10 protein-coding genes and 1 pseudogene are annotated in these 12,736 nt (G+C 72.1%); 1 reads left to right on the forward strand and 10 read right to left on the reverse strand.

Translation table 11 applies throughout. From position 1 onward, the window contains the following. Window positions 1-310: 310 nt before the first annotated feature. The 3 genes and pseudogenes from AC3CH1_RS11890 to AC3CH1_RS11900 form a co-directional block, all read right to left on the reverse strand. Window positions 311-2,739: pseudogene (locus tag AC3CH1_RS11890) on the reverse strand (sodium-translocating pyrophosphatase). Between the two features lie 546 nt (window positions 2,740-3,285). Next, the gene (locus AC3CH1_RS11895; protein ID WP_488462870.1) at window positions 3,286-3,756 is read right to left on the reverse strand and encodes an ATP-binding protein; all 471 of its coding nucleotides are present in this window, start codon (window positions 3,754-3,756) and stop codon (window positions 3,286-3,288) included. A gap of 199 nt (window positions 3,757-3,955) precedes the next feature. Further along, a complete protein-coding gene (locus tag AC3CH1_RS11900; RefSeq protein WP_003967428.1) occupies window positions 3,956-4,309 on the reverse strand; it encodes an STAS domain-containing protein in 354 nt (117 codons plus the stop codon). Window positions 4,310-4,388: 79 nt separating this feature from the next. Here AC3CH1_RS11900 and AC3CH1_RS11905 point away from each other — a divergent pair, with 79 nt between their 5' ends. Next, window positions 4,389-6,857 carry a DEAD/DEAH box helicase gene (locus AC3CH1_RS11905; protein WP_488462871.1) on the forward strand — a complete coding sequence of 823 codons (2,469 nt, stop codon included), beginning with the start codon at window positions 4,389-4,391 and terminating at the stop codon, window positions 6,855-6,857. Here the strand turns inward: AC3CH1_RS11905 and AC3CH1_RS11910 are convergent. From AC3CH1_RS11910 to ssd, 7 genes are all read right to left on the reverse strand, one after another. Then, window positions 6,820-7,452, reverse strand: a complete 633-nt coding sequence (locus AC3CH1_RS11910; RefSeq protein ID WP_488462872.1) for an Rv3654c family TadE-like protein — start codon at window positions 7,450-7,452, stop codon at window positions 6,820-6,822. The genes AC3CH1_RS11905 and AC3CH1_RS11910 overlap by 38 nt on opposite strands. A 101-nt stretch (window positions 7,453-7,553) precedes the next feature. Then, window positions 7,554-7,919 carry a TadE family type IV pilus minor pilin gene (locus tag AC3CH1_RS11915; RefSeq protein ID WP_488462873.1) on the reverse strand — a complete coding sequence of 122 codons (366 nt, stop codon included), beginning with the start codon at window positions 7,917-7,919 and terminating at the stop codon, window positions 7,554-7,556. A gap of 94 nt (window positions 7,920-8,013) precedes the next feature. Further along, on the reverse strand, window positions 8,014-8,280 hold the full coding sequence (locus tag AC3CH1_RS11920) for a DUF4244 domain-containing protein (protein WP_398064836.1): 267 nt from the start codon (window positions 8,278-8,280) through the stop codon (window positions 8,014-8,016). Window positions 8,281-8,460: 180 nt separating this feature from the next. After that, window positions 8,461-9,303: a type II secretion system F family protein gene (locus AC3CH1_RS11925; protein ID WP_488462874.1), complete on the reverse strand. Its 843-nt coding sequence runs from the start codon at window positions 9,301-9,303 to the stop codon at window positions 8,461-8,463. Beyond that, window positions 9,300-10,223: a type II secretion system F family protein gene (locus AC3CH1_RS11930; protein WP_488462875.1), complete on the reverse strand. Its 924-nt coding sequence runs from the start codon at window positions 10,221-10,223 to the stop codon at window positions 9,300-9,302. Before AC3CH1_RS11930 ends, AC3CH1_RS11925 begins: the two co-directional genes overlap by 4 nt. Continuing rightward, window positions 10,220-11,368 (reverse strand): TadA family conjugal transfer-associated ATPase, encoded by a 1,149-nt coding sequence (locus AC3CH1_RS11935; RefSeq protein WP_488462876.1) that lies wholly within the window; start codon window positions 11,366-11,368, stop codon window positions 10,220-10,222. The genes AC3CH1_RS11930 and AC3CH1_RS11935 overlap by 4 nt, the downstream gene beginning before the upstream one ends. After that, on the reverse strand, window positions 11,365-12,501 hold the full coding sequence (ssd, locus tag AC3CH1_RS11940; protein WP_488462877.1) for a septum site-determining protein Ssd: 1,137 nt from the start codon (window positions 12,499-12,501) through the stop codon (window positions 11,365-11,367). The genes AC3CH1_RS11935 and ssd overlap by 4 nt, the downstream gene beginning before the upstream one ends. Between the last annotated feature and the right edge of the window lie 235 nt (window positions 12,502-12,736).

A 12,736-nucleotide genomic window follows, 5' to 3' on the forward strand; every position in this document is an offset into this window, starting at 1 on the left:
CAAGGCTCTCGGCCCCGGAACTTACACGCCGAGGGGACGACAGCCGGGTGCCGGTCATCCGGTGTGCACGCTTTTGAAGCCATTTGCACCAAGGGAAATGAGGGAGATGCCACTCGCGCCAAGAATCGGACGCACGATCGGTCACTCATCCGAAAGGCTGCTCCCGGTCATCCGGAGGGGAGCGGGAGGCGGAGAGGGAGCGGACGGTAGCGGCGGCCGGGCGGACGGCACGTCAAGACGAGCCGCCCGCCCGCTCCTTGAGCCGACGGCACACCGCAGCGCGCGCCCGGCACACCTCGCTACGCAAGGCTCATGGGGCCGCCGCTGGATCCGGCGCGGGAACCGAGGGGCTGCCGCCGCCCGGGGCGTCGTCATCGCCCACGGCGATGCCGCGCCGCTTGGAGACGTAGACCGCGACGACGATGATCCCGATGGCGACGACCGCCACCAGCGCCCGCACCCAGGGGTTGGCGTCCGCTCCGTAGCTGAACTGCACGATCGCCGGGGCGATGAGCAGGGCGACCAGGTTCATCACCTTGAGCAGCGGGTTGATCGCCGGGCCCGCCGTGTCCTTGAACGGGTCTCCGACCGTGTCGCCGATGACGGTCGCGGCATGGGCCTCGCTGCCCTTCCCACCGTGGTGGCCGTCCTCGACGAGCTTCTTGGCGTTGTCCCAGGCGCCCCCGGAGTTGGCGAGGAACACGGCCATCAACGTGCCCGTGGCGATCGCGCCGGCGAGGTACGAGCCGAGGGCGCCGACGCCGAGGGTGAAGCCGACCCCGATCGGCGCCAGGACCGCCAGCAGTCCCGGTGTGGCCAGTTCGCGCAGGGCGTCGCGCGTGCAGATGTCGACGACGCGCCCGTACTCGGGCTTCTCCGAGTAGTCCATGATCCCGGGGTGCTCGCGGAACTGCCGCCTGACCTCGTAGACCACGGCCCCGGCGGACCGGGAGACGGCGCTGATGGCCAGCCCGGAGAACAGGAAGACGACCGCGGCGCCCAGGATCAGGCCGACGAGGTTGTTGGGCTGCGAGATGTCCAGGCTCAGCCCCAGCTCGCCCGCCCCTGCCCCGACCTCGTCCACCGCCGTGGCGATGGCGTCGCGGTAGGACCCGAAGAGCGCCGCCGCAGCGAGGACGGCGGTGGCGATGGCGATGCCTTTGGTGATCGCTTTGGTCGTGTTGCCGACCGCGTCCAGGTCGGTGAGCACCTGGGCGCCGGCCCCGTGACGTCCCCGGACATCTCGGCGATGCCCTGGGCGTTGTCCGAGACCGGTCCGAAGGTGTCCATGGCGACGATGACGCCCACGGTGGTGAGGAGCCCCGTCCCGGCGAGCGCGACCGCGAAGAGCGCCAGCATGATCGACGTGCCGCCCAGCAGGAACGCCCCGTAGACGCCCAGGCTGATAAGCAACGCGGTGTACACGGCCGATTCCAGGCCGATGGAGATGCCCGCCAGCACCACGGTGGCCGGGCCGGTGAGCGAGGATTTCCCGATGTCCCGGACCGGGCGGCGGGTGGTCTCGGTGAAGTAGCCGGTGAGCTGCTGGATGAGCGCGGCCAGGACGATGCCGATGGCCACCGCGACCAGGGCGAAGATCCGCGGATCGCCGCCGTGTCCGGCGATCGCCTCGTCGGTGACCCCGTCCAGCTCGGCGTACGAGGAGGGCAGATAGGTGAAGGCGGCGACGGCCACCAGGGCGAGCGAGACCACCGCGGAGATGAAGAAGCCGCGGTTGATCGCGGTCATGCCGCTGCGGTCGGCGCGGCGCGGGGCCACCGCGAAGATCCCGATCATCGCTGTGACGACGCCGATCGCCGGGACCATCAGAGGGAAGGCGAGACCGGAGTCGCCGAACGCGGCCGTACCGAGGATGAGCGCCGCGACGAGCGTCACGGCGTACGACTCGAAGAGGTCGGCGGCCATGCCCGCGCAGTCACCGACGTTGTCGCCCACGTTGTCGGCGATGGTGGCGGCGTTGCGCGGATCGTCCTCCGGAATGCCCTGCTCGACCTTGCCCACCAGGTCGGCCCCGACATCCGCGGCCTTGGTGAAGATCCCACCGCCGACCCTCATGAACATGGCGATCAGCGCCGCGCCGAGACCGAACCCTTCCAGCACCTTGGGCGCGTCGGCAGCATAGACGAGCACCACGCAGGAGGCCCCGAGCAGGCCGAGTCCCACAGTGATCATTCCGACCACGCCACCGGTACGGAAAGCGATCTTCATCGCTTTGTGCGAGACGGCGGTGAGATCCTTTTCCGGCTCGCCTTCCGCTGGGGTCGCCTCACGGGCGGCTGCGGCCACCCGCACATTGCTCCGTACCGCGAGCCGCATGCCGATGTATCCGGTCGCCGCGGAGAAAATCGCACCCACCAGGAAGAAGAGGGAACGACCCGCGCGCTGCGACCAGTTGTCGGCCGGCAACAGGAACAACAGGAAGAACACGACGATGGAGAAGACACCGACCGTGCGCAGCTGTCGGGACAGATAGGCGTTCGCGCCCTCCTGGACCGCCGCGGCGATCTCCTTCATGCGTTCGGTGCCCTCGCCGGCCGCCAGGACCTGGCGGACGAGCAGCTGGGCGACGACCAGCGCGGCGACGGCGACGACCGCCACCACGACGACGATCAGCCGGTTGCCGTCGGTGAGTACCGCCGCCGCGAGGGAGACGGGCCGATCGGAAAGTGCGGATTCTTGCGTCAGTGCTGCCATTGGGGTGGTGAAGAACTCCGCCATACGTCCTCCTTGACGCTCAGCGCTCAAGTCGTGGACGGATTGTAGGGAGCGGAACCTGATCAAAACAGTGGGTGGGAAGAGAATTGATCGCTCTCCCCCCAACGCCGAAAGATCAGCGGAGAGATTCTCCTCGAATGCAGTAATGAGGCAGGCGCATTACGCGAGGGCACTCACGAAAAAAGGCCCTGATCAGCAGGGCCTGGAAAAACGAAACATCATCCGCACATCATCCGCGCGGCTCAACGCCCGCGATCCTCGACGCATGGGATCGGAGGCCGGATCCCAGCACCTCGGCACGTCGACACGTGACTCTCTCCCGGCCCGGAATCACGTTCAGAGGCGCAGGAACGGCGGCACGGACACGGAGGTGCCACGGGGTACGGGGCAGGAACACAGACCGCGCGGCCACGGGCACACGCGAGCAACATGCACGGGCACAGGGCCCTCAGGCGCAGGTACGGGCCCCAGAGGGCGCAGGGCCCTCAAGCCCCGCGGGCGCGGGCCCACAGAGGCAGGCGCAGGGTCCTCAAGGCGTGGGCGCGGTCCTCAGCGGCGCACTGCGGCGTCGGCCGTCGGCCAGCTCATGCGGATCACTCCGCCGGCCGCACCGGAGCGAACCTCCACGTCGTCGACGAGACCGCTGATGACCGCGAGGCCCATCTCGTCCTCGCCCTCACCGTCCATCTCTGGATCGGGCCGGTCGGGCCCCGCTCCGGAAGCACCGGAACCGTTGCGCTCCCCGGACGCGGTGGGACCCCCGCCGGGGCCGGGAACACTGTCCCCGACCTCGATGGAGAACGCCTTCTCCTCCTCGGTCAACGCGACGCTGACCGGCTCGGTGATGCCGTGACTGCGATGCAGCCCGACCGCGCGGCTGCACGCCTCCCCGACGGCGAGCCTGACCTCGTCGAGCACCGCCTCGTCGACGCCGGCCCTGCGCGCCACGGCGGCCGCCACCAGGCGGGCCGTCCTGACATGTTCAGGCTGGGCGCTGAAGCGGAGTTCAACGGTGGCCATGACATCCCCCTCGAACGTTCGGGCGTACGCCTCAGAGGCCCCGGGCATATCGCCCGGCACCCCTGCTCTCCTCCTCCGGAAGCCGACGAAGCCGACAGCCGACCCAAGGGTCGACCGCCTGCCCGTCACGGCCCACGCGCTGCCGCTGCCGGCCTGTTCACTGCCTGCCGACCGGCCCGGGGGCCGGTCCGCTCCGACCTCAGTCGGTGGCGGCGACAGCCTCGTCGACCGTGGTGTGAATCGGGAACACCTTGGTCAGACCTGTGATCCGGAAGATCTTGAGAATGCGCTCCTGGTTGCAGACCAGGCGCAACGAGCCCTCATGGGCCCGGACACGCTTCAAGCCGCCCACGAGCACGCCGAGGCCGGTGGAGTCGAGGAAGTCGACGCCTTCCATGTCGACAACCAAGTGGTAGCTGCCGTCATTCACCAACTCGACCAACTGCTCGCGCAGCTTGGGCGCGGTATACACATCAATCTCGCCACCGACCTCGACGACCGTACGGTCGCCACCAGGCCCGGACACATTGCGAGTCGACAGGGACAGGTCCACGGATCCTCCAGCACCTTGCTATCGAGCGGTCGCCCCTCGGTCTCCCCGACGGAGGCCAGGGGACGGATCGCCAGCCGCGATGGCATTCAATCACTTACCAGCAGCCATGCACGACGCCTTGGGACCATTGTCCGTCACACCAGTGACACACTCGGTGCCGATGGCCAAGAATCACCGTCCCGGACGACCACCCGAGAGTGGAGGCTCGCGCCCCTCTCCCGCCATGATCCTCGACCGGCTCGCCGCGGGGGCGGGCCGGGCCGCGCGCATCACTCATACGGAGCACTTGCCCCCGCGATCGGGAACCCATGCCATCTGGCCGGATCGCATCCGGCCAGAAGTGATCTCGGCAATCGAAAAGGCCGGGATCGCCCATCCGTGGGCCCATCAGGCGGCCGCGGCGGAACACGCGCTGGACGGCGAGTCGGTCGTGATCGCCACCGGCACGGCCTCCGGGAAGTCCCTCGCGTACCTCGCGCCGGTCCTCAGCACCCTCCTGGACGGCTCGGAGGCCCCCAACGGCCGCGGGGCCACCGCCCTGTACCTCGCCCCCACCAAGGCCCTGGCAGCCGACCAGCGGCGCTCGGTGAAGGCGCTCGCGGCCCCGCTCGGCAACGCCGTCAGGGCCGCGGTCTACGACGGCGACACCCCCGTCGAGGAACGCGAATGGGTGCGGCAGTACGCGAACTACGTCCTGACCAACCCCGACATGCTGCACCGCGGAATCCTGCCTTCCCACCCCCGCTGGGCCTCGTTCCTGCGCGCCCTGCGGTACGTCGTGATCGACGAGTGCCACACCTACCGGGGCGTCTTCGGCTCCCACGTCGCCCAGGTCCTGCGCCGTCTACGCCGTCTGTGCGCCCGCTACGGGGCCGATCCGGTCTTCCTGCTCGCCTCGGCCACGGCGGCCGATCCCGCGGTCGCAGCCGGGCGTCTGACGGGTCTGCCGGTCCGGGAGGTGTCCGACGACGCCTCCCCGCGCGGTGAGCTGGTCTTCGCCCTGTGGGAGCCCCCGCTGACCGATCTGCACGGCGAGAAGGGCGCACCCGTTCGCCGTACCGCGACGGCCGAGACCGCCGACCTCCTCACCGACCTGACCCTCCAGGGCGTCCGCTCGGTCGCCTTCGTACGCTCCCGGCGCGGCGCGGAACTGATCTCGGTGATCGCGAAGGAGCGCCTCGCGGAGGTCGACCGCTCGCTGCCGAAACGGGTCGCCGCCTATCGCGGGGGTTACCTCCCCGAGGAGCGCCGGGCCCTGGAGCGGGCGCTGCACTCCGGCGAGCTGCTCGGTCTGGCGGCCACCACCGCCCTGGAACTGGGCATCGACGTCTCCGGCCTCGGCGCGGTCGTCATCTCCGGCTACCCGGGCACACGGGCGTCCCTCTGGCAGCAGGCGGGCCGGGCCGGCCGCTCCGGGCAGGGCGCCCTGGCCGTTCTCGTGGCCCGGGACGACCCGCTGGACACGTACCTGGTGCATCACCCCGAGGCCCTGTTCCAGCAGCCCGTCGAGTCGACGGTGCTCGACCCGGACAACCCCTACGTCCTCGCCCCCCACCTCTGCGCCGCGGCCGCCGAGCTACCCCTGACCGAGCCCGACATCGCCCTCTTCGGCCCGGCCGTTCCCGAGCTGCTGCCGCAACTGGAGGCGGCGAAGCTGCTGCGCAGACGAGCGTCGGGCTGGCACTGGACGCGCCGCGAGCGTGCCGCCGACCTGGCCGACATCCGGGGCGGGGGCGGCCGCCCCGTCCAGATCGTCGAGGAGGGCACCGGCCGCCTGCTGGGCACCGTCGACGAGGCCGCCGCCCACACCTCCGTCCACGAGGGTGCCGTCCACCTCCACCAGGGCCGCACCCACCTGGTCCGGAGACTGGACCTGGAGGACTCCGTCGCCCTGGTCGAACAGGCCGATCCGCCGTACTCGACGGTCGCCCGCGACACCACGGCCATCACCGTCCTGAAGACCGACACCGAGATCCCCTGGGGCCAGGGGCGGCTCTGTTACGGCTCCGTCGAGGTCACCAACCAGGTCGTCTCCTTCCTCCGCCGGAAGCTGATCACCGGGGAAGTCCTGGGCGAGACGAAGCTCGACCTGCCGCCCCGCACCCTGCGCACCCGCGCCGTGTGGTGGACGGTCACCGAGGACCAGCTCGACGCGGCCCGCGTCAATCCGGAGATCCTCGGCGGCGCACTGCACGCCGCCGAGCACGCGTCGATCGGCCTGCTGCCGCTCTTCGCCACCTGCGACCGCTGGGACATCGGCGGCGTGTCCGTACCGCTGCACCCCGACACCCTGCTGCCGACGGTCTTCGTCTACGACGGCCACCCAGGAGGAGCCGGATTCGCCGAGCGGGCCTTCCACACCGCCCGTACGTGGTTGACGGCGACCCGGGAGGCCATCGCGTCCTGCGAGTGCGAGGCGGGCTGCCCCTCCTGCATCCAGTCTCCCAAGTGCGGCAACGGCAACGAGCCCCTGCACAAGCGCGGAGCCGTACGCCTGCTCACCGAACTCCTCAGGGCCGCACCCCCGGAACCGAACGACCCGGTATAGCCCGGCTATCGCCCGGAGATCCGGCCCCAGGGTCGGCGGGAGGGCCCGCGGGAGGGCCGGCCCGGGCCCTGACAGCGGGCAGGTAGGGGCCGAATCCCGAGCGGGCGGTCACATCAGCGATCTCCCCGTGCACCACGCAGCGAAGGAGCACGGCCCCCTGGGCCAGGGCCACTCGCCGGGCCGCCCCACACGCGGCCACCGTCCCTTCCAGCGCCCGGTCCGCAGCCGCGAGGGCGGCCAGATCCGCGGCCCCGCCCGCCCGGTGACGGGCAGCCACGGCCTGCCCCAGCGCGAGCACCACGGCGAACACGGTGCAGAGCCCGGTCGCGGTGACAGCCACCCACACCGTCGCCACACCTCGGTCCGCACCGAGACCCGCACGCTGGTTCGCGATCCGGCCTGCAATCCGGCCCCTGAGGCGGCTCCCGAGCCGGGTCGCAATCCGGGCCCCGAGCCTGGCTGCGATGCGATCCGTTCGCCGTCCCGCTCCCCGCCCCGCTCTCCGGTCCGCGCCCCGTCCCATCCTCCAGCTCATACCTCTGTCCTCGCTCTCGCCCTCGTCTCTCTCCCCGCCCCGACCCGCCCCGAGCCGCATCGCCCGACTCGCCCCGACCGCGGGATACCTGCCCCACCGACGACGGTGACGACGCCCGCCCGGCACTCGGCGGCGGCCCCGGATCTCCTTCTCCCTCGCCCTCACGGCCCGGAGTCCCCGACCGTGTCCTCCGCCAGGGCGGCCGCCTCGGCGCTCAAGGTCAGGGCCAGCACGCCCGGCCCCGGGGTCGGGGCTTCCACCCGGACGCGCCACAGGTCTCCTGCCCGCCCCACCTCGACCTGGGCGCCGTGGGGTGCCGCGTCGCGGGCGGCTGCCCGTACCGCCGCCTCCGGCTCAGAGCGGGCCGCCGCCCGCGCTCCCGCGCGCGCCGCGTCCACACAACGGATCTGGTCCGAGGCCGCCATCAACGCCCACAGCAGCGCCATGGTGAAGGCCACCAGCACCGGGATCACCACGGCCGCCTCCGCGGTCACAGCGCCCCGGTCGCCGCTCCCGTCGCCGCGCATGGCCGGGCCCCCGTGCGGTCCCCGCCGTCGCCTCCGGGGAAGGCTGCGGCCGGATGCCACGGGCCCCTCGCCCGAGCAATGCCCCGGCGGGGTCTCAGAATTTCGCATCGAGCGCGTCCTCGACCAGCGACTGCAACGCCGACAGCACCGGCCCGCTGTTCACCACCTTGTAGAGCACCGCCGCGAAGGCGCACGCGGCAATGGTTCCCACCGCGTACTCGGACGTGGTCATCCCCCGGTCGGATCGACCGAGCCGCCCCGCCCACCGGGCGGCCCACTTCGCCCTCCGGTCCGGCACACCCTCGGACAGCCGGCCTCCGCGCAGAACGTCGACGGCCCGGCCCCAGAACTTCGTTTCCATTTCATCCCCCGATGAGCATCGATGACGAGCGGGCGCCCGAAGGGAACACCCGTTAGTGACAGCGAAAATGAATGGCCGCCAGGTCGCGCCGGCCACGAAAACCGGCGGGCTCACCAGCCCGGTGGGCCCGCCGGTCCACGCAGCCTCACCAGCCCAGACGGCCCACTGGCCCACGCAGCCTCACCCGCCCGGACGGCCGGTCGCGAGCAGGTCGCCGGCGAGGCCGATGATCACCGGCGCCACCCCGACCGACAGGAAGGCGGGGAGGAAGCAGAGGCCTACCGGCGCCGTGATCAGCACCCCGGCCCGTTGCGCCCGCGCCACCGCCGCGGCGGCTCGCTCGGCGCGTATCGACTCGGCCAGCCTGGCGACCGGCTCCGCAGCCGGAGCCCCCGTCGAACCCGCTCGGTGCAGACAGCGGGCCAGCGGGCCGGCCCCCGGTATCTCCCCGAACCGGCCCCACGCCTCGGCCGGTTCACCGCCGAGGCGGATCTCCGCGGCCGTACGGGCGAGCCGATCACCGACCGGTCCGCCGATGGATTCGCCCACCTCCGCCGCCGCCTCCCGCGGACCTGCCCCGACCGCGATACAGGCCGCCAGCAGATCCGCGGCCAGCGGAAGCTGCCCGGCGATCACGGCCCGCTCCCGGTGGGCACCGCCCGGACGAGCGACGGGCCGGTTTCGCCGCCACCGCCACAGCCCGTACGCCGCGGCCGAACCGACCGCGCAGCCCATCGCGCCGCCGACCAGAAACCATCCGGCCAACCAGGCCCCGGCCGGGGCCGCCCAACACCGGGCGGACTCGAAGAGACTCAAACCACCGCCCGCCCGGAACGGCTCGACCAGCCGGCTCCCCCTGCCGGGCCGTGCCGCGATGACCGTCCCCAGCAACAGCGCACCCCGCCCGCGCACCGCTCGCTTCCGAAATCCGGCGGCGATCACGGCTGCCAGATGCACCGCCGCGCCCAGCACCGCCGCCGACATCCCCAGGCTGTGGAGAAGCCCTCCGTCCGCCACGTTCACCCCGCCTCCCCTCCACGCACGATCCGGCAGGCCCAGTACAGCCCGGCCGCCTCCAGGAACACCCCAACAGCCAGGCAGGCCAGGCCGCCCGGGGTGTGCAGCAGTACACGCAAGGGTTCGGCTCCGAGTGCCGCTCCCAGCCCCAGACCCGCAAGTGGGAGCAGTGCCAGGACCACGACCGTCGACCACGCTCCCGCCAGTTGCGCACGGAGCTCCTCCCGTGTGCGCCGGTCTTCCCGCAGCGCCGCCTCCAGTCGCTCCAGCCCGGTCGCCAGCCCGGCCCCGCCGTCCACGGCCACGCGCCAGCACGCGGCCATTCCGGACAGGCCCCCGAGCCCCGGGCCCTCCGCAGCCTGCCGCAGCGCCGCCGGCACATCGCCGCCGAACCGCGCCGCCGCCAGCACCGCGGCCTCCGCCTCCCCCAGCCGGCCGCCTGAAGTGGGCGGCGCCGATGGGCCGGCCTCCGCCGGACCTTCGCGCAGCGCGACCAGCAACGCCTGCCCCGGCTCGCGGCCGGCCCGCAGCTCCCCGACCACGGCTCCGCACAACGCCGCCACCGCGGTCTCGGCCCGCTCCGCCTTCCGCGCCCCTGCCCGCCGCCGCAACCACCGGCGCGCCAACGGGACCGCCACGGCCCCCGCGACCAGCGGCAGCACCGAACCCCCCAGCACCGCAAGCAGCACCGCGACCGGAACGCACCACCACTCCCGACGCCCCCGGGCCGACTCCCCCACACGCCCCAGCGCCTTGAGCAGGTGTGGCCGCCATCGGCTCCATGGCCGATCCGACTCGGCGGGAGCGTGCACGAACAACACTCGCGCCCGCCGAACGCCCGCGTCCCGCACCATCGCGAGCCACACCGCTGCACCCGCGCAGAGAGCCACCCCATGGGCCGCGTACGCGGACGTCGCCCCCGTCACAGCGCACCCCCGATCAGCGACCGCAGACGTTCCCATCCGCGCTCCGGGACGAATCCGCCGACGCCCCAGCTCAGGGCCGGAACCGTGAGGACCAGTCCTGCCGGGTCCCGCTCCAGGACGTGCACCTCGGCGACTCGCCGTTGCCCCGCGCGGTCCCGCACGAGATGCACGACCACAGAGAGCGCGGCCGCCAACTGGCTGTGCAGCGCAACCCGGTCGAGACCGGCTGCGGTGCCCAGAGCCTCCAGTCGGGCCGGAACATGCTCGGCGGCATTGGCGTGGACGGTGCCGCACCCCCCTTCGTGTCCGGTGTTCAGGGCGGCCAGCAACTGCGTGACCTCAGCTCCTCGCACCTCACCGACCACCAGGCGGTCGGGCCGCATGCGCAGTGCCTGCCGCACCAGATCCCGCAACGTCACCCGGCCCGCCCCCTCCTGATTGGCCGGACGGGACTCCAGACGGACCACATGCGGATGGTCCGGCCGCAGTTCGGCGGAGTCCTCGGCGAGCACGATCCGCTCGTTCGGACCGACCGCGCCCAGCAGACTGGCGAGGAGGGTCGTCTTGCCCGCTCCGGTGCCACCGCTGATCACATAGGAGATCCGCGCTTCCACGAGCGCCCGCAGGATCCGATCTCCGCCCGGCGGCACCGTGCCCGCCTCCACCAACTCCGCCAACGTGAAGGCCCGCGGCCGCACCACGCGCAGGGAGAGGCAGGTCGAGCCGACGGACACCGGAGGCAGCACGGCGTGCATCCGTGTGCCGTCGGGCAGTCGTGCGTCCACCCACGGACGTGCGTCGTCGAGCCTTCTGCCCGCCACCGCGGCGAGACGCTGGGCCAGCCTCCGCACCGCCGCCGCGTCAGGGAAGGAGACGCCCGTCAGCTGGAGCCCACCGCCCCGGTCCACCCACACCCGGTCCGGTGCGGAGACCAGCACATCGGTCACCTCCGGATCCATGAGCAACGGCTCCAGCACTCCCGTGCCGACGAGTTCGCCGCGCAACTCCGCCGCCGCCCCGAGCACCTCGGCATCACCCAGCAACCGCCCCTGGGCCCTGAGTGCAGCGGCCACGCCGGCCGGGGTGGGAGCGGCACCGCTGCGTGCCAGCCGCTGGCGTACGGCGTCGAGCAGTTCGTCCGTCATGCCGCCCCTCCCCCGGGCAGGCCGGTCACGGAGCTTGCGTCACCGGCCGCCGCTGCCTGTTCCCAGAAGGCGGAACAGAACCGGGCGAGCGACCCCCGCGCGTCGGCTCCGGGCGGGGTGCCGTCGTCCTGGGAGACCAGAAGGCCCGCTTCCAAGGGGAGTTCGCCGACGAGCGGGAGACCGATGGCCTGGGCGACCCATCGCCCGTCCAGCCCTGACGCGTACGGCCCCCGGGGCACCACCCGCAGGTCGTCCAGCACCATGCCGACCGTGGCCGCGACGCGCCTGGCCGCTGCTACCGCGCGCAGTTCGCCCGGCACCACGAGCAGGCCCAGATCGAGTTGCGCCAGTGCTTCGGCGACTGACTCGTCGACCCGGCGCGGAAGGTCCACCACCACCGCCCCGCCGAGTCGTCGCGCGGCGGCCAGCACCGCACGCATCGCCTGCGGCGGGATCACCACCTCGTCGTCCCGACCCCAGCTCAGCACCCGCAGCCCGTGGAGGGCGGGCAGCGAGTCCTCGAGGGCTCCGCCCCCGAGACGGCCCTTCGACTGCGCGAAATCCGGCCATCGCATGCCTTCGGCCCGTTCGCCGCCGAGCAGGACGTCGATCCCACCCCCCAACGGGTCGGCGTCGATCAGCATCGTCCGCCTGCCGGACCTCGCCGCACTCACGGCGAGGGCGCAGGCCAGCGTCGATGCGCCGGAGCCGCCCCGGCCGCCCATCACACCGACGGTGAAAGCAGGCCTTCCGACGCCTTCGGCGGCGTTGGCGATCTGATCGACGAGCCAGGCCTCGGAATCGGGCAGGCGCAGCACATATTCGGCCCCGATCTCCACCGCCCGCCGCCACACGTCGGGGTCGTCCTGGTCCCGTCCCACCAGCATCACCCCTTTCCTGCGACCGGCACCGCGACAACGCGCGGCGGCGTCGTCTCCCACCAGCACCATCGGAGCCCGCTCCCAGCCGCCCCGGTGCCCGGGCGGCCCGTGATGAACTTCCGGCTCGGCTCCGGCCGCCGCGCACAGCCGCAGCAGGTCGTCGAGCAGTTCCACGTCCTCCGTCACGATCAGCGGGCCACCGCGCCGGCCCCCGTCGACCGCCGTTCCCTCTCCTGCGATGGATCCAGCCACGATCTCCGCCCCCTTCTCACTGCCCCTTCAGTGCGGTTCGCGGTGTTCTCGGAGCGTTCCGAGATGCGCGATTCCGGCACCCGCGGACTTCGCGGGTGGAATCAACGTGCAGCACCTCGGAAAATCATGTGGATCTTGATGAAAAATTGTGGACAACTTCGAGACTGTGAATAACTTCGTAACCCGAACCAGCGACTTCCGGAGCGCGGCCTTCTGGCTACACACTGTGACGAGA

The organism is Streptomyces sp. MGP-P1, assembly GCF_057766565.1.

What these genes read in the sequence shown, in the direction of transcription:
- AC3CH1_RS11895 (WP_488462870.1), bottom strand. Translation starts at nt 3,756, where the DNA reads ATGGCCACCGTTGAACTCCGCTTCAGCGCCCAGCCTGAACATGTCAGG.
- AC3CH1_RS11905 (WP_488462871.1), top strand. Translation starts at nt 4,389, where the DNA reads ATGGCATTCAATCACTTACCAGCAGCCATGCACGACGCCTTGGGACCA.
- AC3CH1_RS11910 (WP_488462872.1), bottom strand. Translation starts at nt 7,452, where the DNA reads ATGCGGCTCGGGGCGGGTCGGGGCGGGGAGAGAGACGAGGGCGAGAGC.
- AC3CH1_RS11915 (WP_488462873.1), bottom strand. Translation starts at nt 7,919, where the DNA reads ATGCGCGGCGACGGGAGCGGCGACCGGGGCGCTGTGACCGCGGAGGCG.
- AC3CH1_RS11920 (WP_398064836.1), bottom strand. Translation starts at nt 8,280, where the DNA reads ATGGAAACGAAGTTCTGGGGCCGGGCCGTCGACGTTCTGCGCGGAGGC.
- AC3CH1_RS11935 (WP_488462876.1), bottom strand. Translation starts at nt 11,368, where the DNA reads ATGACGGACGAACTGCTCGACGCCGTACGCCAGCGGCTGGCACGCAGC.